Source organism: Pedobacter sp. MR2016-19 (genome assembly GCF_014947265.1).
Lineage (GTDB): Bacteria > Bacteroidota > Bacteroidia > Sphingobacteriales > Sphingobacteriaceae > Pedobacter.
In genome coordinates, this window is sequence record NZ_JADCNK010000016.1 from 23,113 (window position 1) to 45,978 (window position 22,866).

General features: G+C 38.7%; 16 protein-coding genes. 11 read left to right on the top strand and 5 right to left on the bottom strand.

The annotated features are described in order from the left end of the window. The first annotated feature begins 32 nt into the window (after positions 1-32). From IM793_RS18145 to IM793_RS18155, 3 genes are all read left to right on the top strand, one after another. Positions 33-3,041, top strand: coding sequence for a SusC/RagA family TonB-linked outer membrane protein (locus IM793_RS18145; protein WP_193423786.1), 3,009 nt, complete (start codon positions 33-35; stop codon positions 3,039-3,041). A gap of 25 nt (positions 3,042-3,066) precedes the next feature. Then, complete coding sequence (locus IM793_RS18150; protein WP_193423788.1) at positions 3,067-4,464, top strand: SusD/RagB family nutrient-binding outer membrane lipoprotein; 1,398 nt, start codon at positions 3,067-3,069, stop codon at positions 4,462-4,464. 440 nt (positions 4,465-4,904) lie between these two features. Next, the gene (locus IM793_RS18155) at positions 4,905-5,144 is read left to right on the top strand and encodes a transposase (RefSeq protein WP_255512114.1); all 240 of its coding nucleotides are present in this window, start codon (positions 4,905-4,907) and stop codon (positions 5,142-5,144) included. Between the two features lie 493 nt (positions 5,145-5,637). Here IM793_RS18155 and IM793_RS18160 read toward each other — a convergent pair whose 3' ends face one another. The 3 genes from IM793_RS18160 to IM793_RS18170 all read right to left on the bottom strand — a co-directional run bounded on the left by IM793_RS18160 (position 5,638) and on the right by IM793_RS18170 (position 10,034). Continuing rightward, entirely contained in the window at positions 5,638-7,278 is a 1,641-nt protein-coding gene (locus IM793_RS18160) for a hypothetical protein (RefSeq protein WP_193423793.1), read from the bottom strand. 194 nt (positions 7,279-7,472) lie between these two features. Further along, positions 7,473-9,002, bottom strand: a complete 1,530-nt coding sequence (locus tag IM793_RS18165) for an OmpP1/FadL family transporter (protein ID WP_193423795.1) — start codon at positions 9,000-9,002, stop codon at positions 7,473-7,475. Positions 9,003-9,023: 21 nt separating this feature from the next. After that, positions 9,024-10,034, bottom strand: coding sequence for a hypothetical protein (locus IM793_RS18170; protein WP_132396200.1), 1,011 nt, complete (start codon positions 10,032-10,034; stop codon positions 9,024-9,026). A gap of 198 nt (positions 10,035-10,232) precedes the next feature. Between IM793_RS18170 and proS the strand changes: the two genes are divergently transcribed. The 5 genes from proS (at position 10,233) to IM793_RS18195 (ending at position 15,942) form a co-directional block, all read left to right on the top strand. After that, positions 10,233-11,705 (top strand): proline--tRNA ligase, encoded by a 1,473-nt coding sequence (proS, locus tag IM793_RS18175; RefSeq protein WP_193423798.1) that lies wholly within the window; start codon positions 10,233-10,235, stop codon positions 11,703-11,705. A gap of 95 nt (positions 11,706-11,800) precedes the next feature. Beyond that, positions 11,801-12,940 (top strand): cystathionine gamma-synthase, encoded by a 1,140-nt coding sequence (locus IM793_RS18180; protein WP_193423800.1) that lies wholly within the window; start codon positions 11,801-11,803, stop codon positions 12,938-12,940. A gap of 217 nt (positions 12,941-13,157) precedes the next feature. Then, positions 13,158-14,009, top strand: a complete 852-nt coding sequence (locus IM793_RS18185) for a TIGR02757 family protein (protein ID WP_193423802.1) — start codon at positions 13,158-13,160, stop codon at positions 14,007-14,009. 114 nt (positions 14,010-14,123) lie between these two features. Further along, positions 14,124-14,738 carry a Crp/Fnr family transcriptional regulator gene (locus IM793_RS18190; RefSeq protein WP_193423804.1) on the top strand — a complete coding sequence of 205 codons (615 nt, stop codon included), beginning with the start codon at positions 14,124-14,126 and terminating at the stop codon, positions 14,736-14,738. Between the two features lie 556 nt (positions 14,739-15,294). Further along, positions 15,295-15,942, top strand: a complete 648-nt coding sequence (locus tag IM793_RS18195; protein WP_132396194.1) for a response regulator transcription factor — start codon at positions 15,295-15,297, stop codon at positions 15,940-15,942. A gap of 25 nt (positions 15,943-15,967) precedes the next feature. On the opposite strand, the gene IM793_RS18200 is transcribed toward IM793_RS18195, so the two are convergent. Next, the gene (locus tag IM793_RS18200) at positions 15,968-16,153 is read right to left on the bottom strand and encodes a hypothetical protein (RefSeq protein ID WP_193423806.1); all 186 of its coding nucleotides are present in this window, start codon (positions 16,151-16,153) and stop codon (positions 15,968-15,970) included. Between the two features lie 325 nt (positions 16,154-16,478). Between IM793_RS18200 and dinB the strand changes: the two genes are divergently transcribed. The 3 genes from dinB to IM793_RS18215 all read left to right on the top strand — a co-directional run bounded on the left by dinB (position 16,479) and on the right by IM793_RS18215 (position 21,991). Further along, the gene (dinB, locus tag IM793_RS18205) at positions 16,479-17,792 is read left to right on the top strand and encodes a DNA polymerase IV (protein ID WP_193423808.1); all 1,314 of its coding nucleotides are present in this window, start codon (positions 16,479-16,481) and stop codon (positions 17,790-17,792) included. A 2-nt stretch (positions 17,793-17,794) separates the two neighbouring features. Beyond that, entirely contained in the window at positions 17,795-20,806 is a 3,012-nt protein-coding gene (locus tag IM793_RS18210) for a DNA polymerase III subunit alpha (RefSeq protein WP_193423810.1), read from the top strand. A gap of 675 nt (positions 20,807-21,481) precedes the next feature. Next, positions 21,482-21,991: a YdeI/OmpD-associated family protein gene (locus IM793_RS18215; protein WP_193423812.1), complete on the top strand. Its 510-nt coding sequence runs from the start codon at positions 21,482-21,484 to the stop codon at positions 21,989-21,991. A 59-nt stretch (positions 21,992-22,050) separates the two neighbouring features. Here the strand turns inward: IM793_RS18215 and IM793_RS18220 are convergent, their stop codons facing one another. Further along, positions 22,051-22,827: a polyprenol monophosphomannose synthase gene (locus IM793_RS18220; protein WP_193423814.1), complete on the bottom strand. Its 777-nt coding sequence runs from the start codon at positions 22,825-22,827 to the stop codon at positions 22,051-22,053. Positions 22,828-22,866 lie beyond the last annotated feature (39 nt).

Genomic DNA, 22,866 nt, shown 5'->3' on the forward strand with positions numbered 1-22,866 from the left:
TTTTGGTCATACTACTAACTAAACTGAATACAATGACCAGATTAAAGATTACTTTGTTCATTTTGACTATGCTCTGTTGCGTGCAGATTTATGGTCAAACGCCGCTGATTAGCGGCAAAATTATAGATGTATCGGGGCAACCAATTCCGGGTATATCGGTAAAAGTTAAAGGAACCGCTGTTGGCAGCTCTTCCGATGCAAAAGGGCTATTCTCAATTAAAAGCGGAAACCCGGCTATACTGGTTTTTAGTGGCATTGGTTATACCACCAAAGAATTTTCGTATAGCGGACAAAGCAACATAACCATCACTTTAAGTGAAGATCAGCAAAACCTGAATGAGATTGTAGTGACTGCTCTAGGTGTAAAGCGGGAAAAACGTAACCTTACCTATAGTTCTCAAGAGGTAAAAGGTGAGCAATTGACCCAGACCAAAGAGCCTAATTTGGTAAATGCCCTGGCCGGTAAGGTTTCGGGTGTTCAGATTACAAGTTCTTCGGGTACTCCGGGTAGTTCATCGCGTATTGTAATCAGAGGAGCCAATTCCCTGTTCGGAAACAACGAAGCTTTGATGGTAATTGATGGTATTCCGGTTAACAATGATGAAACAGGTAATCTCAACTCGGGTCCAGGCACCAACCGTATTGCTGATCTTGACCCTAATATTATTGAAAGCATAAATGTGTTAAAAGGTGGTGCAGCAACGGCGCTATATGGATCTGATGGTGCAAAAGGAGTAATTATCATTACAACCAAAGCAGGAAGCCTGAATAAAAAGCCTTCCTTGAGTTTTTCATCATCGTTTTCTATGGAGAAACCACTTTTGCCCGAAATCCAGAATAAATATTCATTAGGATCTAACGGCGTATATTTTGATGGTGTGAACCAGAAAACAAGTACTTCATGGGGAGCAAGGATGGATACCCTGAAAATTAATGGTCAGCCTGCACAGGTATATGATCAGTCTGACCTATTTTTCAAAACCGGAAAAACATATACCAACACGGTAGCCGTAAATGGGGGTGGAGCTTACAATTCTTATTTTATATCGTATACCAATTTTGCTCAGGATGGAACGGTACCTACCACTTCTTTCGACCGGAATACCGTTTTTGGGAAATTCACCACACAAATTATTAAGGATTTGAATGTTACTTTCTCCTTGAATTACGCCAATACCAAAAACACCAGGTTACCTGAAGGATATGCTCTTGAAAGCCCTGTATGGACTATTTTTACAGCACCAGTTTCCTATAATCTACAGCCTGCCCTCAACCCGGACGGCACGCAGAGGTTGTTCCGTTTTTCCAGGAATAACCCATATTGGGTATTGGATAACATCAGCAATACTTCGGTAGTAAACAGGTTTTTGCCAACTTTTAATGCTGATTACAAAGTATTGAACTGGTTAACTATAACGGAACGTTTTGGTGCTGATGTTTATGTTGAACAGGGCAAATATCATGAATCGTTACTCTCGGTTTCAAACCCTAACGGCCGGATCGTAAACAACAACACCAATTTCAGGCAATATAATAATGATCTGATCATCGGTGCCAACAAAAGTTTTGGTGATTTTACCATCGATGCGCTATTGGGCAACAACATATTATCAACCTATACTGAAACTGCCTATGCCAACGGCTTGGGTATAACCGTTCCGGGGTTTGATAACATTGGATCTACATCAAATATAAATTTTAAGGAAACAAGTTATCTGACCAGAAAAATAGGATTCTATTTACAGTCCAATATCGATTATAAAAAGTTCTTAATCCTCTCTCTTACCGGAAGGTACGACGGTACTTCTGTACTGGCCAAAAACAACAGTTTTTATCCTTATGGTTCTGCTGCTACAAGTTTTATCTTTTCCAATTTCTTTTCGAAAGAACTTTCGGATATCATGAGCTTTGGAAAATTAAGATTATCCTATAGTACAGTGGGGAATGCCAGCATTGGACCATATAGCCTGCTTACGCCGTACGAATCACTGCCGGTAAGAAACATTGCCTTTCCCTATCAGCAACAGGCGGGCTTTTTGATCAGTCAAACCCTAGGCAATCCGAACTTAAAAAATGAGCGGATCAATGAATTTGAGATCGGTTTAGAAACAGGTTTCTTTAAAAACCGTTTAAGCCTGGAGGTTACCTATTTCGATAAAAAGACAAAAAACGGGATTATTCCCACTGTAGCACTGGCTCCGTCAACCGGGTTTAACGCTACGAGTGTAAATACAGCCGTAATGCGCAACAAGGGTATCGAGCTGCTTTTAAATGCAAAACCTATAAAAACTGAGAATTTTAGCTGGGATCTAACCTTGAATTATAGCAGGATTAGAAATAAGGTCCTTTCGATCGGCGGTAATCTGGAGCGCCTCGACAACGGATTTACTACCATTTTTCCAAACCAGCCATATGGGGTAATCTCTGGTACCCATTACGCCAGAAACAGTGAAGGAAAATTGTTAATCGGTAATGATGGGTTACCATTTGCTGCAGATGAACAGGGTATAATCGGCGATATCAATCCTGATTGGATGGCAGGTATAGTTAATAATTTCAGGTATAAGCAGTTTACTTTGAGTTTCTCTTTTGATATGAAAAAGGGAGGCGATATCCAAAACAATGTGGATGGCTACGGCTATTTCTATGGCACACCAAAAGTTACCGAAGACCGTGGCCCACGTGTTGTTGAGGGTGTAAATGCAACTACAGGTTTGCCGAATACAGTGTCTGTTTCAGGACAGGCCTATTATCAGAGGGCCAATGGCGTATTGGAATCGGTTATCCAGGATGGTACTTATGTAAAATTGAGAAATGTTAGCTTAGGCTATAACCTAAAACCAACATGGCTGCAAAAAACACCTTTCAAAACTATTGGTTTGCAGGTTACGGGTAGAAATTTATGGATATATGCACCACACTTTACAGGTGGGGATCCTGAAGTAAGTTCTTTTGGTTCTTCAAACAGATCTCAGGGGATTTATTCCTTCTCAACCCCAACATCCCGCTCGGTAGATTTCAGTTTAAGATTAACATTATAGGCCCAATACATAAAAAAGAATCAACATGAAAAAGATATATTTCATTTTAAGTTTTGCATTTATGATGGCTTTTGCCGGGTGCAAAAAATACATAGATGTTAACTATGACCCCAACAGACCGATAGATGTTAAAGAATCGCTCATGTTACCGCCTCTACAAATGCTGATTTCACAAAATATCAGCGCATCAGGCGACGGGAATTTAAGTGTGGTATTGCAGCAATATTTGCAGGTAATGGCGCTCAACCAGGTGGCACCAAACTTCGGTACTTATCAGATGTACAATATTGATATGGACGGTGACTGGAACAACGTATATGTGCGTACGCTGAACAACCTAAGCCTCCTAAATGTAAAAGCAGCTGCAAACGGCAATTCTAATTATATTGCGATTTCTAAAATACTCACTGCATATACTTTGGGCTACGCGACCGATGCATGGGGAGATATCCCTTACAGTCAGGCTTTCAAGGGAATTGATGTTGCCAATCCTACTTACGATACCCAGCAACAAATATATACCCAGCTACAGCGCTTGTTAGATGATGGGATTGCAGATATCGGTCGCAATGCTGGTTTAGCGCCTGGCAGTGACGATCTGATGTACGCTGGCGATATGGCAAAGTGGAGAAAATTGGCTTATACTTTAAAAGCACGTTATTACATGCACCTGAGTAAAGCACCTGGAAATACAGCTTCTGCACAGGCACAACTGGCTTTGACTGCACTAACAAATGGTATGCAGAGCAATAATGATGATGCTAAAATTGCTTTCGGTGGTGCAGCAGGAGCAGAAAATCCATGGCAGCAGAATTTTCTGCCAGGCACTACATTTGTGCTGGCCAATACCTTTGTTGATGCTTTTACTACCAGAAACGATCCAAGATTAAGCAAAATGGTTAAACCCGCCAAACAAACCGGTTTATATACGGGCCGGCAGATTGGTTTAGACGAAATTGGAAGTCTGGAGGCTTACTCAATCCCTGCCGATTTTTATGCAGGTGCCAACGCCAATAATTACCTGGTGAATTACACCGAAGCATTATTCATAAAAGCCGAAGCTACACTGGTAGTATCAGGTTTTGCAGCTGCACAACCTTTTTATCAGGATGGTATTAAACAGCACATGACTAAGGTAGGAGTAAGCACAACTGATATGGATACCTACATTGCTTCGCGTGGAACACTCAGCAGTACAAATGCACTCCGTTTAATTATGGAAGAAAAGTCGGTTGCTAACTTTCTTAATGCTGAAAATTATACAGATTGGCGCCGTACCGGATTCCCTGCTTTAACCAAAGTTAAAAATGCACTCTCTGAAATTCCGAGAAGGGTACTTTATCCAAATACCGAAATTACTGCAAACCCACAGCCCCAACAAAAGGCTAAAATTACCGACAGGTTATGGTGGGATGTTAATTAAATAGGTGCTAATTATTTAATAACATTGAGGATACCCTATTGGGTATCCTTTTTTGTTGTAAAAAAAGCGCCAGTTCTTTTGTCGAAAACTGGCGCTTTTTAATTATTTAGTCGTTCCTTAAAAGTCATACAAGCCATTGTTGTCAATATCCTGTTGATAAAATATGGTGTTTAATCTGTAAGTTTTTTTATATTTATCTTAAAAGCTCGCAGATATTTATGCTTAACAGACCGATCAATACAGCCCAGTTAGGTTTTTTTTAAGCCTGGATTAAAGGAACAATTGTCGAATAGACATCCTTTATATATTTCAGCTGATGTAATTAACGGGCAATTGTTCGAGGATAGCTTTAAGAAGCATTATAAAGAGAACTTTGGTCGCCCGGCCAAGCGCCGATCCGCCTGATGACAGCCTTGTTGATGTTAAATCATATCCGCAACTTGAGTGATGAAAGCGTGGTAGAGCAATGGGCAAAGAACGCTTATTACCAATATTTTAGTGGAGGGCAGGTGTTTAAAGCAAAAGCTCCTTGCGAGGCTTCGGAACTGGTACATTTCCGTAAGCGTATCGGTGTCGAAGGTGTGAAACTCAACTACAGTAAAGCATCCGTATCAATGGAAAAGGAGGCAAAAAAGCTAAGGCCAGACATAGTGAAATTACCAGAAGAAAGAAGTTACTGACAAGCCGCCTGGGTTTAACAATAATAGCCAGGGAAAATCTTAATTTTCCTGATATCAATAACAAAAATGAATATATCAATTTTCAACTGTTTATTGGAACTATCAAAGATAAAGGTGACAAATCCATTAGTTTTAATACGGGCGATTTAACCGTACCGTTTAAATTATTGTGCAGGGCGCGTAACTGATAGGGGAGTGTTTTATGGAGAGAAAGTGATTACAGTTAGGGATAAATGAAAAGAAGAGGCCGTATCATAAGTCATTTGGTCTTTGAGGACGCGAAATAATATATTTTTTCGTGGCAACCATCTTAACAAAAAACGGCAATTTTCTGTATGGAAAAAATTGCCGTTGGTTGTATATTGTTCCCTTCAGAGACCGTCAAAATTAAATTCTTTTTGCGAATTATGATTTTGACTTATGATACAGCCTAAATGTAAATGGTAAGAAGTTAGAGAGCTAAACCATTACCATGATAAGTATTCAAATTGAATTATATTTTCCGAGGCTCAATTGCAAGATAGATGGTTCCGCAGCTTACCTCATTCGTAATATAATTATATCCAATAACGGTACCATTTCTGCCTGAATAAGTATATTGTTCTTTTTTTAAGATTATTGGCGATCCAAACTCTAATATTCCTTCACCAAGTTCATCAGAGCCCCTTGTTGTTTTATACTGATATGTTGAACTTGATGTCGTCTCTAGGCTTATACCGAATTTATAGCCAACTTTAACTTTCTCCTCGAAGCCTAATTCATAATTGAAATTTGTTGCGAACTTTGAAGATTCATTATAAGTTGTTATGATTTCTTCGGATGGATCGTATTCACTAACAATAAATTTCCATGCTGCCCCGTAATTTTGAAGATCCCATGCTGCTATGGGCTCATTTATAATATAATCTTTTGGCGTTAATCCATCAAACCTAAGTTGCGTACTTCCCGATCGACCTGGTATACCTTCAGTTCTATATTTAATGTCATATAGGTCAGAACCTTTTGCGGATATTACTTTATTTAATTGAGTACCAGCACCATTTTTAGCATTAATCAAAATAGAAATTCTTATATCAAAATATCCATCAGTCCAATTTGTGACGTAGCCACCTCTTTCAGGTCTTGGTTGTACCCATTGTTCACTAACTGTAGGATCTTGGGTCTGATCGCTGATTCTATTATAATTACCATCTTTCATTCTGATTGAAACGATATGTTCGATCATTCTATTATTGAATTTTCCTTTATTAATGCCAAGGTTAGGATTCAAACCATAATATATATAGTCCCTATGCCAATCTAAATTAATATTAAATGCCTCTATTACCGAAGGATCTATTGAGTTAGGTTCATTGGTTAAATTTACATTAACAGTTCTACTGATTTTATTATCGTTAGTTAGGGATAATTTAGCAGAGCTAGACATGTTAACCTTATTAAAAGATGATGTTTTCATTCCATTGAAAGCCTCATTGCTAAAAATGAATTTCATATTATCTTTTGAAAGAAAGCTTGATTGGTTAGATTCAGTAGAATTTCTTAACAATGTCGCCGATATCGGTGATTTATCAATATTGTTAACGCTCACATTAACTCTTTCATTTTCTTTTACTACAACAACTGGGAAGTTCGGTATAGCTCCATATGCAATTTTTGTTAGTTCACCTTTTGAATTATATAAATCAATGTCCTTGAAGTTTTTGTTTTCCGGGGATATCGCTACTTGCGGTACTTCAGATTCTGTTTTCCAATTATTAGGCGTAAAGTTTGGTAATTCTGGAACCATGATCGTTAAAGTGGGTAAGCTATTGATTGCTGAATCTAATTTTTCCTTTGATTTAGCATACTTAGATATTACCTGATGAAAAGTTTGATCGGTTGTAACTTTTTCATCCTTTATCATTTGGAAAAGAACATCGTTATCCCTATCAAATTGCTTTAAGGCCTCGTTTTTTATGAATAATCTTAAATTGGGTTCTTTTTCCAACGCGATAGCTAAGATCTTTGAAAAAATAACTTTAGCATCTTGCTTTTCATTAGACGCTGGAGCAGGAGACAGGTTCTCTTTTTTAATTTCTTTCTTGCATGAGAATAATAGCGCAAGAATCAATAAATAATAGATTTTATGTTTCATATAAGGTTTTTTATTTAGCAGCAATATTAGTTAAAATACCTGATATGTAATTTTTGTTTTTTTATAATGTAAGTAAAAATTTATAAAATTTGTATTTTAATGCTTGTTTTTAATAGTATGTCTTTAAATATTTATAATGAAAAAAAGCCACAAAACTTTTCAGTTTTATGGCTTTTTTTTGGCGTAATTTATATTTAGAACCTAACTCCAAAAGTTAGGAATATATTGTTTCTATTGCTTTTAACCTCAGCAAGAGGCTCGGTACCATCGTTAAGTTCGTATGGACTTGAATAGAAATTGTTTTTGTAGTTTTGATATGCTACGTCGAAGTAGTAATTATCTATACGATACCCAAGCCCACCAGTATAGTACTGACTTTGAAAAAATTTATTATCACCGTCTTTTACACCGTTTCCATTTACACCGTAACCAGCACGTAAACTCAATTCATTGGTTACTTTTACTTCTGCACCAACTCTATAATTAACAGCTTCTTTATATGAAGTTTTGATAAAAGCGTTATTATCGCTTATTGTCGATGGATCTGAGCCATTAGAGGCTGAAAAACGCATTGAAGAATAATCTACATAATCCACATCAGCTGATATTAATGCAGTACCTGCAATCACATAACTGATACCTGCCGAAGCTTTTAACGGTGTACGCAAATTATAAGTAAATGAATAATATTGAGTTGGATTGTTCGATTGAGTTGGTCCGGTATTAGCATTTCCAGCAGTAGTAGCCTGTAAAGTCTCACTGGTATTGTCTTCAATGTTCATCCAGGTTGGTGTTTGGAAATTCAAACCAATCCTTAACTCACTAACCGGTCTGAAAATAGCACCTAATTTTAAATTGAATCCACCGCCTTTAGTTTCTTGGTTTCTAAAGTGGTTAAGACTGTAATTTTCATTTCCATTGTATGTAGGCACCGCATCACCATCATTATAGGAGTTAACCACACCTGATTCTGTGAAAGTAGCATCGCTGGTATATTTCACATTCACAAAACTGGCTGTCGCACCAAGATATACTTTGTTACCAAAATTTAATGCCCCCGCTACGTTAAATTCTGAGGTAGAACCTAAACGTGATTCATCCCAGTTTTGTTTAAAATTAGCATTGTTATAGGGTTCTGCAGAAAATTGATTTGGAAAAGTAGGCGTGTTTTTATTGATCAGATAACTGCTGTAAGCATCGCCAGCGATGCTGTTTGTTATGCCAGAATTATTGGCCTGATCTACGTAAGAATCCCTGATCGAGCTGTTTGTATTGGTACCGTTGTAACTGATATTATTTAAAAAGTCGTTATTGCGGGTATAGCTTAATCCAAATACTGTACTCACTAAACCTTTATCTACATCAGATCCTTTCATTTTGGCAGCAGGGCTGTAAAACACTGCGCCAATATTGTTCAGATTAATCTGACTTTTATTAGCTTTCGTATTATTCCCTAAATATCCGCTATTATTAGATACTGAATTAAATTCTGGAGTGATGCTAAATTCCGATTTGGTAAATAAACCTAAACCAGCAGGGTTGGCATTAATTGAACCAATATCGCCACCAACACCAATTTGTGCGCCGCCCATTCCTTTAAACCTTGCCGAACTTCCATAATTGGTTTGCGAAAAACGGAACGCATCGGGTGCATAACTTTGGGCATATGTTGTTCCCATAGCAGCTACTGTAGCTACTAGAGAAGCCAGGATGATTTTTTTCATTTGTGTGTTTAGATTTTATAATTAACCTCTTCCAGCTCTTGATGGTCTTGAACCACCACCGCCTCCGCCGCCATTAGAACCACCGCCTCCGCCATTTGATGGTGGGGGTGAATAACTTGGTCTGCTCTCTGTTCTTGCAGGAGGAGTATAGCTCTCGTTTCTTGTAGGTCTGCTGCTTTGTGTACCTTGAGGTGAGTAACCATCATTCCTGGTAGGTCTGCCACTTTGATTTCCCTGGTTTTGAGTATAACCACCCTGGTTTCTTGTTGGTCTGCCTGCATTATTGTTTGGTGCATAAGATACACCGTTTGGATTGCTTACACCAGATCTACTTGGTCTGCCTACGTTTCCTGCATTACCGTTTCCATATCTTGGCACGCCCCTGTCATTACTTCCAGGTCTGGGTCTGTAACTTCCTCTGTTGGTATAAACGCCACCACCATAGTAGCCGCCTCCAATACCCCAGCCTCCGCCGTAGTATCCACCGCCACCCCAACCGTAACGGTCGTAGTATGAATTTGGTCCCCATGAGTTCCAGCCATAAGGATTGTTCCATCCGTAACCATAATTGCCATAATAGAACGGGTTATTCCAAATGCTTCCGTATCCATAACCAACACCGAATCCACCGCCCCAGCCACCTAAGCCATAACCGTTGCCCCAGCCCAATCCAATCCCTAAATAATTGGATGGTCCGTAACTGCTGCCGTAATAATAATTGTCAAAATATGGATCATAGTAGCCTTGAAAGCTGTATCCATTATAAAAACGGTTAATCCTCGAAGAATAATCCATGTCGTAATATGGATTACTGGTGCCATAATATTCATCATATTCTTCCTGACCCTGGGCCTGATATTGCTGGCCTTGTCGGTTCTGAGGTTGAGGTGCCATTTCCACCTCCCTGGCTTTCGCCACAGAATTATAAACATCATCAGCAGGCTTAGTTTGAGCCAACTTTGATGTAGAGCATGAGGCCACCAACCCTGCAGCGGCAATCATGACAATTGGTAAAAATTTAATTGGTTTCATTGTGTTTATATTTAGTTGTGTGTGTTCACGAATTTAATAAACAAGTTCCAAAAGTAGTTAATTCCTAACTATTTACTTATTCTAAAAATGTTAAATCACAATTGATATTAATTGTTGATCGTTTGTAGGCATAAATTTATAAATTTGCCATCGAATTTTACACTTTTTAACTTACAAATTACGTTCCAAATACATAAGATGAGCAAAGAAATTACAAGTAGAGAAGCCGATTATTCCCAGTGGTATAATGATATTGTGTTAAAAGCGGATTTAGCAGAGCACTCTGCTGTGCGTGGTTGCATGGTTATAAAGCCAAATGGCTATGCTATATGGGAAAAAATGCAGGCAGTACTGGATAAAATGTTTAAGGATACCGGGCATCAAAATGCCTACTTTCCATTATTCATCCCAAAGTCATTTTTCTCTAAGGAAGCCTCTCATGTTGAGGGGTTTGCGACAGAATGTGCAGTTGTAACACATTACCGGTTAAAAAATGACGGTAATGGAAATATCGTAGTTGATGAAACTGCCAAATTGGAAGAAGAATTAATTGTTCGCCCTACATCTGAAACCATCATTTGGAATACTTATAAAGGCTGGATCCAGTCATACCGTGATTTACCCATACTCATCAATCAATGGGCCAATGTGGTAAGATGGGAAATGCGGACAAGATTATTTCTGCGTACAGCCGAATTTTTGTGGCAAGAAGGGCATACTGCACATGCTACAGCTGAAGAGGCAATTGAGGAAACAGAACGCATGTTGCATATCTACGCCGATTTTGCCGAAAACTGGTTAGCCGTTCCGGTAATCAGGGGTCGTAAATCGCCAAATGAACGTTTTGCTGGGGCTTTAGATACTTATTGTATTGAAGCCTTAATGCAGGATGGTAAAGCTTTACAAGCAGGAACATCTCACTTTTTAGGTCAGAATTTTGCAAAAGCCTTTGATGTTAAATTTACAGGTAAAGATGGAAAATTAGATCATGTTTGGGCTACTTCGTGGGGCGTTTCTACCCGTTTAATGGGGGCATTAATTATGGCTCACAGTGATGATTCAGGATTGATTATTCCACCAAAACTGGCACCAATTCAGGTGGTTATTGTTCCGATTTATAAAGGGGATGAAGATTTAGCCAAAATATCAACTTATGTAAATGAATTGACCATGCGTTTAAAAGGATTAGGCGTTTCGGTGAAATATGATGACAGGGATACACAACGCCCGGGATTTAAATTTGCTGACTATGAACTAAAAGGTGTGCCGATCCGTATTGCAATCGGTGGCCGTGATTTGGAGAATAAAACAGTAGAAGTTGCCCGCAGGGATACCAAATTAAAGCAGACCATACCTCAGGAAGGATTGGATATTTACATCGTAAAATTGTTGGAAGATATTCAGCAAAGTATGTTCAACAAAGCATTAGCTTATCGTGATGAGCATATTACTGAAGCTAACAGTTACGAAGAGTTTCAGGAATTGTTAGATACCAAAGCTGGTTTTATTTCTGCACATTGGGACGGAACGCCAGAAACGGAACAAAAAATAAAAGAAGAAACGAAAGCAACTATACGTTGTATTCCTTTAGATAATAAACTGGAAGATGGGGTTTGTATTTATTCAGGCAAACCATCAATCCAGAGAGTGTTGTTTGCAAGAGCTTATTAGGTAGGTTTGAGATGTGAGATTTGAGAAGAAATATAAATCTCATATCTATTGTCTCAAATCTCATGTCTATTGTCTCAAATCTCAAATTAAAAAAAATGAAATTCGCAACTAAAGCTATCCATGCAGGCCAGGAGCCTGATCCAACAACAGGTGCCGTAATGACACCAATATACCAAACCTCTACCTATTGGCAAAAATCTCCCGGAGATAACAAAGGGTATGAGTATTCGAGAGGCACCAATCCAACGCGTAAAGCTTTGGAAGATTGTTTGGCTGCTTTGGAAAATGCTAAATATGGTTTGGCATTTTCGAGTGGAATGGGCGCTACAGATGCGGTATTAAAGTTACTGCAGCCAGGCGATGAAGTAATTACCGGAAATGACCTTTATGGTGGTTCTTACCGTATTTTTACTAAAATCTATGCCAAATACGGAATCAAATTTCATTTCCTGGATCTTTCTAAACCAGAGAATATGCTGCCGTACATTAACGATAAAACGAAACTGGTATGGATTGAAACGCCAACCAACCCAACCATGCAGATTATCGACATTGAAGGGGTAGCAAAAATTACCAAAGAGAAAAATTTAATATTGACAGTTGATAATACTTTTGCGTCGCCATATCTGCAGAACCCTATCGATTTAGGCGCTGATATTGTGATGCATTCGGTAACCAAATATATTGGTGGTCACTCTGATGTGGTAATGGGCGCTTTGGTAACCAATGATGAGCAATTGTATAAAGACCTTTGGTTTATTTACAATGCCTGCGGTGCAACGCCAGGTCCGCAAGATGCTTTTTTGGTTTTGAGAGGCATTAAAACACTTCATTTAAGGATGAAAGCACATTGCGAAAACGGCGAACGTATTGCGCACTATTTAAAAACACATCCAAAAGTTGATAAAATCTATTGGCCGGGTTTCGAAGATCATCCTAACCATGATGTAGCTAAAAAACAGATGCGTGGCTTTGGAGGTATGATTTCGATTACCTTGAAAGGCGCTGATCTGGAAGAAACATTTAGGATCTCCTCTAATTTTAAGGTGTTTACCCTTGCTGAATCTTTAGGCGGCGTAGAATCACTGATCAATCACCCGGCTACTATGACACATGGTTCTATTCCGAAAGAGGAAAGAGAAAAAGTTGGTGTTACCGATAACTTACTTCGTTTAAGTGTTGGGGTAGAAGATATCGATGATCTTTTAGAAGACCTGGAAAGGGCATTGGCATAAAACTTCAATCGGGCATTATGATCAGCATTTGCCCGGTTTTTTATTTTTTTGTAAAGCCAGTTCTGTTCTATAATTTAATGTTTGTTCCGGCTTTACACTAATCTTTTTTGTTGAAGTGCCTGCTTCATTAAAATCTGCAAAACAAAAAAGGATACCGTTTCAATCCGGTTTAGGTGGCCAGTGTTGTGCTGCTATTTTTGTTTAAATAATTACTGATATGCAATTTCTGGAGCTGAAGAATTTTCTTGATAGCAAAGTTGAACAATATAACCAGCCTAATTTTATAGCAAACGATCCGGTTTGTATTCCGCATCTTTTTGAGAAAAAACAGGATATTGAAATTTCGGGTTTTTTTGCTGCGGTTTTGGCTTGGGGGCAACGTAAAACAATTATCAATAAATGCCGGGAGTTGCTTGACCGGATGGATAATGCACCCCACGATTTTGTGTTAAACCACAGTGATGATGATTTAAAACGTTTGCTGAATTTTAAACACCGCACCTTTAACGATACGGATCTGCTTTATTTTATTTCGTTTTTTAAACAGCATTATGAAAATTTCGAGAGCCTGGAACAGGCTTTTATTCCTCAGCAGGATAATTATAGAGCTGAATACCTGGAGATTTCTTCAACAGAGCGGAGCGTAGCGCTTTCTTCTGAAGTTTGTTACACCGCCGATCTTAATTTTTCAATAGAGCAGGCACTGAACCATTTCAGGTCCTATTTCTTCTCCTTGGAAGATTTTCCGCACCGTACCAGGAAACATATCTCTTCGCCGCAACAAAAATCGACCTGCAAACGCTTGAACATGTTTTTAAGATGGATGGTAAGAACTGATAATAAAGGTGTCGATTTTGGGATCTGGAATACGCTAAACCCTAAAGATCTGATTTGCCCATGTGACGTGCACGTAGACAGGGTTGGGCGCTTGCTCGGTCTCATTAACCGGAAGCAAACGGATTGGTTAACCGCCGTAGAACTAACCACTCAATTAAGAGCGTTTGATCCTTTAGATCCGGTTAAATATGATTTTGCTTTATTTGGTCTTGGTGTTGAAAAGGAGTTTTAGCTGTTTTTAAATTATAAATAAATAAAAACTTCTTTTTTAAAATCAATGTTCTTATTATTACGCAATAATTCTATTATTTAAAAGCGAGGATCGTCTATCCAAGCAATAATTTCTATGATCGCAGTTAACTTGTCTGATGAGGAGAGGTGGAAGGAATACAATAATTTTTCACCTTTAATTGATGTTTTTAAAAAGTTTCATCCACTAAATGATGAAATAGAAAGTCGCATTAACCAACATACATTTCCCGTTAGTTATAAGAAGAATAAATACCTGCTTTCGCCACTTGACCGCAATAAATTCTTGTTTTTGATTGTAAAAGGGGTGGTAAGGGGATTTATAAAAGATGGAAGTACGGAAATTACCACCTGGATTTCAAAAGAAAACGAAGTGGTAGGAACGATACGTAATTTATGGGGGGAAGGCGATTCGGAAGAGTATTTGCAGGCATTGGAAGATGTAGATTTAATTGCTATTCCGCATGTTTTATCAGATTACCTGTTTGAAAACTTCACTGAAGCCAACATTGTAGGCAGGAAAATGATGGAGTTATATTACCGCTCGGCAGAGGAGCGTGCTTATCTTTGTAGAATTTCTTCTGCTGAAAAAAGATATAAACGATTCCTGGCTTCTTTCCCTGACCTGATAAACCGCGTTTCTTTAAAACACATTGCATCTTTTCTGGCCATCAGGCTGGAAACACTCAGTCGTATCCGGGCTAAGCTCTAATCATTATTTTACAAATTCTCAGTAATCAGTACCAATAGAATAGGGATTGTAACCCATTACCATTCTTTTTTGCATCTGAAGTTTGGTGCTTAAAATTATTCTGCGTCACTGATTATATAGCTTCATCGGGTGTTCCTCAAGTCGATACTACTTGACGTATTGGCAATGGTAACAGCTGTACAATTGATTAGGCATTCGGGGTATCATTACTGCTTGCCTATTAATTGCCACAATATCTTAGCATTGACTACAGGTTTAAGAGCTTTGGTATTAAATTATAGTATTATGACATTTGGTAATACTATTTTGACCGTTAACAACTGCGGTTACACTTACGATTTCTCAGTTGGCTATTAATAGGTTATAAGAGTGGAATGCATGAGATTTTCTAATCCAAATTCGTCTATTAAGTCTAACATTATATTGGCAACTCTTATGTTTTATTAACAAAATTATTGAATTGTGTATAATAATATTTACATTTTTCACCGAAAAATTAGCTACAATTGCGTAAAAAAATAACTTTTTACTAACTTGCGCAATATCCTTAATTATAATGAAAACAAAAAATGCCGTAAGTACTTTCACTGTACTCATCGCTGATGATCATGAAATCATCCGGCGTGGATTAAAAGGTTTAATATCAGACTTTTGGCCTGGTGTTGAAATCATTCATGCATCTACTTTAGAGCAGGCGCTTGTGGAAGTAGAAAAATCACCAAGTTTAATCATAATTGATGTAAACTTGCCTGGAGGTAACAACCTTAAGGTAATCGATCAAATTAAGTTGGTTCAGCCTAATGCTAAAATCCTGGTATTTTCTTCTTTAAATGAAAATATTTATGCTGTTCCTTATTTAAAGTCGGGGGCTTCTGGTTACCTGACCAAAAATGCTGAAGAATCGGAGATTGTGACTGCAATTACTACAATTTTAGCTGGTAGCCGCTACTCAAGCCGAAATGTTAAAGAGAATATGTTCAACAGCATATTAGGTAATGATGCCGATAATCCTTTCACTAAACTTTCGGGCAGAGAACTTGAAGTGGCAGAACTTTTAACAAAAGGTATTGGTGTATTGGAAATTTCTAACCAGTTAAAGCTTCAAATGGGTACCGTAAGTACGTATAAATTGAGACTTTTTCAAAAGTTGAAAATAAAAAGCATTATAGAACTAGCTGAAAAGATGAGTATTTACGAAAGATAAAAGAGTATAATACTCTTTTATCTTTCTAAGCTTTTTTGCTTTTATCTACAGTACCAGGTCCACTCTCTCCTGATTCATTAGGTGTAGAGCCGGCCTGACCAAATTTTTCTGAAGAACCCTTCCCATTTTGATCGAAGGAGGCCTTTTCTTTTGAGCTTCCTTCACTTTTATGATTTTTTTTTGGCGTGTTTTTATTGTCTTTAGTTTCCATAGTATAAATGTTTATTACTAGCTAACATTTTAAAACAGACAAAGTTTTTATTAACTCTTTGAGTTGATTGCATTCCCACATTCCACTGTGTTATTTTAGTGCTTCTTATATGTTCGTGAGTCTGGGTACTTATTAACCAACGATCGTGATGGTTTTCTAGCGAATATCAAACATTTTAGTAGTCTTATAACATTTCTAGCTCGCTGTAGTATTACGCTAAAAACTAAAATTGTTAGTATTTTGTTAGGAATTAATCTACTTTAAGCCTTTGTTAAGCTAAAATTATTAGTAATTTTGATTTCAATCATCCCCTTATAATACGAGAATGGATAAAGAAAGGCAGATTATTCATATGGATCAGGATGCATTTTTTGTATCTGTGGAAATCAGAAAAAATCCCAGGTTGTTGGGTAAACCTGTAATCATCGGTGGCGGCGGCGACAGAGGGGTGGTAGCTTCTTGCAGTTACGAGGCCCGCCAGTACGGCATACATGCTGCGATGCCCGGCAGGACGGCAAAATTATTGTGCCCCCAGGCTATATTTTTAAAAGGCGATATGGAGGAATATTCCAGGGCATCGCACGAGATTACCGAGATTATTGCCGATAAAGTTCCTCTTTTCGAAAAAGCCAGTATTGATGAGCATTATATCGATATGACGGGTATGGATCGCTTTTTTGGCTGCATGAAATTCGCATCAGAACTCAGGCAAACCCTTATTAAAGAGATGAAATTGCCCATTTCCTTTGGTTTGTCGATCAATAAAACCGTAGCCAAAATAGCCACCAACGAATCTAAGCCCGGTGGTGAACGGCAGGTTACTTTTCCTGAGTTGCGGCCCTTTCTCGATCCCCTGGCTATTCATAAAATTCCGGGTATTGGCCATGCTACCTATAAAAAATTAAGCGAAATGGGTGTTCGTGAAATCCTTACGCTTACGCAGATTCCACAACAGCTCATGTTTAAAATTTTAGGGCAACATGGTTTAAGTTTGTGGCAAAAAGCAAACGGGATCGATCTTTCGCCCGTGGTGCCTTACCGCGAAAGAAAATCAATCGGTACACAGGCCACGTTCGAAAGTGATACCATGGATATGGCTAAATTGAAGGCTATTATAACCGGAATGGTTAGCGGACTAACCTTTCAACTGCGTAATCAGAAAAAACTAACCGCCTGCATTACGGTAACTGTGCGTTACACCAATTTTGAAACCGTTACCCAGCAGGAGCGAATTCCTTATACCTCGCTTGATTCATTTCTGATTAGCAAAGCACATAGCCTGTTCGAAAAGGTATATTCAAAACGGATGCTGCTGCGCTTGGTGGGCGTAAAACTTTCGCACCTGGTGAGTGGTTACGAACAGATTGGTTTATATGATATCGCCGAAGAAGAATATAGTCTTTGCCAGGCCATGGATAAGGTGCGTAACAGTTATGGTGCCGAAGCCGTAGTAAAAGCCTCTATTGTTACCCAACCACCCCGCGATGAAAAAGGAAAAATAATTAAGTACAATCCCCGTAAAAAGAAAATTTTAATCGAAAACCAAACAGAAGAAGAAGAGCCGGAAGTAAGGAAACGTTCGAAAATCAGGAGTTTTATGAGCGAAAAAGGAATAACAGGTACCAAATCTTACGAGTAGTTATGTTTTTGAATATTCATTCTTCTTACAGCCTGAAATATGGTACGCAGAGCATTGATCAACTGATTGCTACTGCACGGCGTTTAGGGATTCATCAAATGGTTCTTACCGATATCAACAACTCAACCGGTGCAGTAGAGTTTATTCGCGAGTGTTATAAGCAAGGCATTGCCAAAGAAGCCGACGAAATACACAGGGGCAATATTCCTTATCAGATTAAACCTGTTGCCGGAATCGAATTTCGAATCGATAACAAGCTGTTATATGTAGGCATTGCCAAAAACAGAGAAGGCATGCGCGAGCTGAATGAATTTTTAAGTCACCACAACATCTACAACCTTCCATTGCCAGAGCTTCCGCCCAAAATGGAAAATGTGTACATTATTTATCCCTTTCATAAAACTTTTAATCAAACGTTAAAAGCAAACGAATATATAGGTGTGCGTGGAAAACAGCTGAATCTTTTGTACAAACATCCGCTTTTGGGCCAGAAAGAAAAACTGCTGGTGTGGCATCCCGTTACGGTGGGCGACAAAATTACTTATCGGTTACACGAATATTTAAGGGCTATAGAACGCAATACGCTTTTAAGTAAAGTAACTGATGAACAAAAATGCGATCCCGATGAATTTCTGATTCCTGAAGCCGAACTAACCCAGCAATTTGAACAATATCCTTTTATTGTTCAAAATACGCAAAAGCTGATCAATAGCTGCGATTTAAGTGTTTATTTTGAGGATGGTAATACACCTACCTCCAAAAACAAGTTTTTTTATACAGGAGATTTCGAAGGAGATAAAAAAATGCTTCGGGAGCTGGCCGAAGAAGGACTTAGATATCGTTATGTCGAAAATAATGAAGAAGCCCTTAAGCGTTTGGAAAAAGAACTGCGGATTATCGAACTTAAAAATTTCTGTGCCTATTTTCTCATTACCTATGATATCGTACATTATGCAATGTATGAGCGGGGTTTTTATCACGTAGGCCGTGGCTCGGGCGCCAACAGCATTGTAGCCTATTGTTTGCGCATTACTGACGTAGATCCGATTGATCTCGATCTGTATTTCGAACGGTTTTTACACGAAAAACGGACAAGCCCACCAGATTTTGATATCGATTTTTCATGGGATGAAAGAGAAGTGATACAGCGTTATATTTTTGAACGCTATCCTAAATGGCATGTTGCTTTTTTGGGTACCATGAGCACTTTCAAAGACCGGGCAATCATCAGGGAGATTGGTAAGGTTTTAGGTTTGCCCAAAGGCGAAATAGATAGTTTTACCGATCCTACTAAAGAGCGTGAAAATTTGCTTAATGCCACTTACCAGAAGCTTTTGGCCGTGCACCGCTATATGAAAAGTATGCCCAATCAACGTTCTATCCATGCAGGAGGAATTTTAATTTCAGAAGAGCCGATTACCTATTATACCGCATTGGATATGCCGCCAAAAGGTTTTCCAACAGTGCAATGGGATATGTATGAGGCCGAAGCCATAGGTTATGAAAAATTCGATATTTTAAGTCAGCGGGGTATCGGACACATCCGTGAGGCCGTGCAATTGGTCAAAAAGAATAAAGGAACAGATATTGATATCCACGATTTTCCAGCTTTTAAAAAAGATCAAAAACTAAACAATATCCTTAAAGAAGGGCAGCCCATAGGGTGTTTTTACATCGAATCGCCAGCCATGCGGCAATTGCTTAAAAAGCTGAAATGCGATAACTACCTTACCCTGGTGGCCGCCAGTTCAATCATCCGTCCCGGAGTGGCCAGTTCTGGTATGATGAAATCGTATATCGAGCGTTACCATGCGCCCGATAAAGTGGTGTACCTCTGCGAGGTGATGAAAGAGCGGCTTAGCGAAACCTATGGCGTAATGGTGTATCAGGAAGATGTGATCAAAGTTTGCCATTATTTTGCAGGCTTAGATCTGGCCGATGCCGATGTGTTGCGCAAGGCCATGAGTGGTAAATACCGATCTAAATTGGCTTTTGATGAATTGGTGAACAAATTTAAGGTTTCGGCCCGACAGCAGGGGCATTCAGAAGAATTGGTTAACGAAGTATGGCGTCAGATTTCTTCTTTTGCCGGCTACAGTTTTTCAAAAGCGCATTCAGCTTCCTTTGCCGTTGAAAGCTACCAGAGCTTATTTTTGAAAACGTATTACCCCATGGAATTTATGGTTGCGGTACTAAATAACTATGGTGGTTTTTACAGTCGATGGGTTTACGTGCACGAACTGCAAAAAACAGGCGTCAGGGTGCATTTACCTTGTGTTAACCATAGCGATGAAGTAGTGAATATAAAAGGTGAAGACGCCTATCTAGGGTTTATCGGCGTCCAGGGATTAGAAGAAAAAAATATCAAAATCATCCCGCACGAACGTAAGGCAAACGGTCCATATCTCGACCTCGAAGATTTTGTAAAACGGAGCTGTATTTCGCTGGAGCAAGCGATTATTTTAATTCGTTTGGGCGCGTTACGTTTTACCGAAAAAGACCGGAAAACCCTGCTTTGGGATGTGCATAACTACCTTGGGTTTAAACAGAAGAAAGTGAATCATGCCGAGCTTTTTAAGCTGAGTTACAAAACCTATCAGCTCCCCGTACTGGCCGATTCCGAACTTGAAAATGCTTACACAGAACTAGAGTTATTGGGTTATCCACTCAATTATAAAATGTTCGATTTTCTGAAAACACCTTATCGAGGCGATACCATGGCAGCCGATATGCATAAACATTTGGGTAAAACGGTAAGGATGGTAGGAAACTATGTTTGCGAAAAAACGGTACACACTATTAAAAATACCAAAATGTGGTTCGGCACTTTTTTAGATGCCAACGGAGATTTTTTTGATACTACCCATTTTCCCAATACAACTCCCATGTATCCTTTTAAAGGAAAGGGCTGTTACCTTATTTTAGGTAAAGTGGTAGAAGATTTTGGCTTTCAGAGCATTGAAGTATTAAAGTTTGCAAAGTTAGATATCCAGATGAACCCGGTGGCAATTTAAATCGTTTCATTGTCATTGCAAAGGCTTTTCCAGCCGCCGAAGCAATTTTATAACGGTCGCCACAAGCGTACGCTTTAATATTGCTTCCCCAAAAAACAGGGATAGGTTGTGCCGCGCAATTACGGCTAATCCTATTAAGGCCTGTCATTCTGAGCGTAGCGAAGAATCTTTCTTAATGAAGTGAGCGTGCAAATGGTGGCAATTTCGACTGCAGCCGAGAAATCTGCTCCACTGAATATAAGGTAGAGATCTCTCCGATTCGCGTTGCTTCATTCTATTCGAGTCTGTAAATGGCGACAGACTCGAAGGATCTTTTCATAACAAAACTTATATGTTCCTTAAATGTCTTATATGGTCAAAACAATAAAAGTTCAATCGTTATAACTTTTCAAAATACATTAACATCATGAGCCGATTAATCTTGCTAATCGGCTCATGATTTGGCTTTTTTTTGAGCCGATTATAAGTACGACGGATTGTCATTTCGAGTGCAGCCGAGAAATCTGCTCCACTGAATATAAGGTAGAGATCTCTCCATTTCGCGGCGTTTCATCCGATAGCTATCGGATCGAGATGACGAAATTTCTAAAGTTTACGTTGTTTCTAACGGGTGCACAAAAATAGCCTAACCATTTAATCGTTTACTTGTTTAAACATAATTTTTATCTTTAAACCATGATGCACTTCAAAGCAGAAATAGAGCGTTTCGAAACCATGGGCGAAAAAACCGGCTGGAGTTATGTGTTTATTCCGGCAGCACTGGCCAACGAAATAAAACCCGATTGTAAAAAGAGTTTCAGGGTAAAAGGAACGATAGATCAATTGGAGATTAGCGGTATGGCAGCTATGCCCATGGGAGAGGGCGATTTTATTATTGCCTTAAAGGGCGAAGTCCGTAAAAAATTAAGAAAAGAAGCCGGAGCAAGTGTCGAACTTTATTTAGAAGAAGATAAGGATTTTAAAATCGAAATGCCTGAAGACCTGGAAATATGCTTGTCAGAAGAAGAACATTTAATCCAAAATTTTTTAAAACAGCCTAAATCGCATCAGAACTATTATATCAACTGGATTAACCAGGCTAAAACTGAACCTACCCGTACCAAAAGAATTGTAATGACGGTTAAAGCCATGGATAAAGGACAGGATTTCGGCGCAATGATCAGAGAATCTCAAGGGAAGTCTTAATTTATTATCTTAAGTCTTTGGTCCTTAGTAGGAAGTGAATAGAACCAGGCGATGTGGATTTAAGACTCTGGACTTCGGACTCCTGACTTAGGACTCCCGACTCCTGACTCCCTTTTATAACTTCTAAACCAGCTCCAAACTTTCATCTGGATTACACCTAAAAAAGCTTCTCTGAAAATACGGGTACTCATTTTTGATGTTCCTTCGGTACGATCGGTGAAGATGATAGGAACTTCCACTACTTTAAAGCCAAATTTAATGGCGGTGAATTTCATTTCGATCTGAAACGCATAACCAACAAACTTAATTTTATTTAATGGAATGGTTTCCAGTACAATTTTACGGTAACATTTAAAACCCGCCGTAGCATCCTGAATGTTGATCCGGGTAATCATACGCACATACATTGAAGCAAAATACGACATTAGAACCCTGCCCATTGGCCAGTTTACTACATTTACACCCTTAACGTACCTGGAACCAATGGCTACATCTGCACCATTTACACAGGCTTCGCGTAAGCGAGCCAGATCATCCGGGTTGTGAGAGAAATCGGCATCCATTTCAAATATGTAGGCATAATCATGTTGTAATGCCCAGTTAAAGCCATAAATATATGCTGTACCCAGGCCTTGTTTACCCGCACGCTCTTCAATAAATAAATGCCCTTCGTATTCTTTTTGCAACGATTTTACAATTTCAGCAGTTCCATCAGGAGAACCATCATCAATAATTAAAACATGAAAAGGTTGTGTTAAAGAAAAAACCTTTCTAATGATTTTTTCGATGTTTTCCTTCTCGTTGTAGGTTGGAATGATGACTAAACTATCTGACACGTTTGTTGTGGTTTTTAATAATATAAGCTTTTGGCCTTT

Excerpts from the sequence above, each read along its gene's own strand:
- IM793_RS18145 (WP_193423786.1), top strand. The coding sequence starts at position 33 with ATGACCAGATTAAAGATTACTTTGTTCATTTTGACTATGCTCTGTTGC.
- IM793_RS18150 (WP_193423788.1), top strand. The coding sequence starts at position 3,067 with ATGAAAAAGATATATTTCATTTTAAGTTTTGCATTTATGATGGCTTTT.
- IM793_RS18160 (WP_193423793.1), bottom strand. The coding sequence starts at position 7,278 with ATGAAACATAAAATCTATTATTTATTGATTCTTGCGCTATTATTCTCA.
- IM793_RS18165 (WP_193423795.1), bottom strand. The coding sequence starts at position 9,002 with ATGAAAAAAATCATCCTGGCTTCTCTAGTAGCTACAGTAGCTGCTATG.
- IM793_RS18170 (WP_132396200.1), bottom strand. The coding sequence starts at position 10,034 with ATGAAACCAATTAAATTTTTACCAATTGTCATGATTGCCGCTGCAGGG.
- proS (WP_193423798.1), top strand. The coding sequence starts at position 10,233 with ATGAGCAAAGAAATTACAAGTAGAGAAGCCGATTATTCCCAGTGGTAT.
- IM793_RS18180 (WP_193423800.1), top strand. The coding sequence starts at position 11,801 with ATGAAATTCGCAACTAAAGCTATCCATGCAGGCCAGGAGCCTGATCCA.
- IM793_RS18185 (WP_193423802.1), top strand. The coding sequence starts at position 13,158 with ATGCAATTTCTGGAGCTGAAGAATTTTCTTGATAGCAAAGTTGAACAA.
- IM793_RS18190 (WP_193423804.1), top strand. The coding sequence starts at position 14,124 with ATGATCGCAGTTAACTTGTCTGATGAGGAGAGGTGGAAGGAATACAAT.
- IM793_RS18195 (WP_132396194.1), top strand. The coding sequence starts at position 15,295 with ATGAAAACAAAAAATGCCGTAAGTACTTTCACTGTACTCATCGCTGAT.
- IM793_RS18200 (WP_193423806.1), bottom strand. The coding sequence starts at position 16,153 with ATGGAAACTAAAGACAATAAAAACACGCCAAAAAAAAATCATAAAAGT.
- dinB (WP_193423808.1), top strand. The coding sequence starts at position 16,479 with ATGGATAAAGAAAGGCAGATTATTCATATGGATCAGGATGCATTTTTT.
- IM793_RS18210 (WP_193423810.1), top strand. The coding sequence starts at position 17,795 with ATGTTTTTGAATATTCATTCTTCTTACAGCCTGAAATATGGTACGCAG.
- IM793_RS18215 (WP_193423812.1), top strand. The coding sequence starts at position 21,482 with ATGATGCACTTCAAAGCAGAAATAGAGCGTTTCGAAACCATGGGCGAA.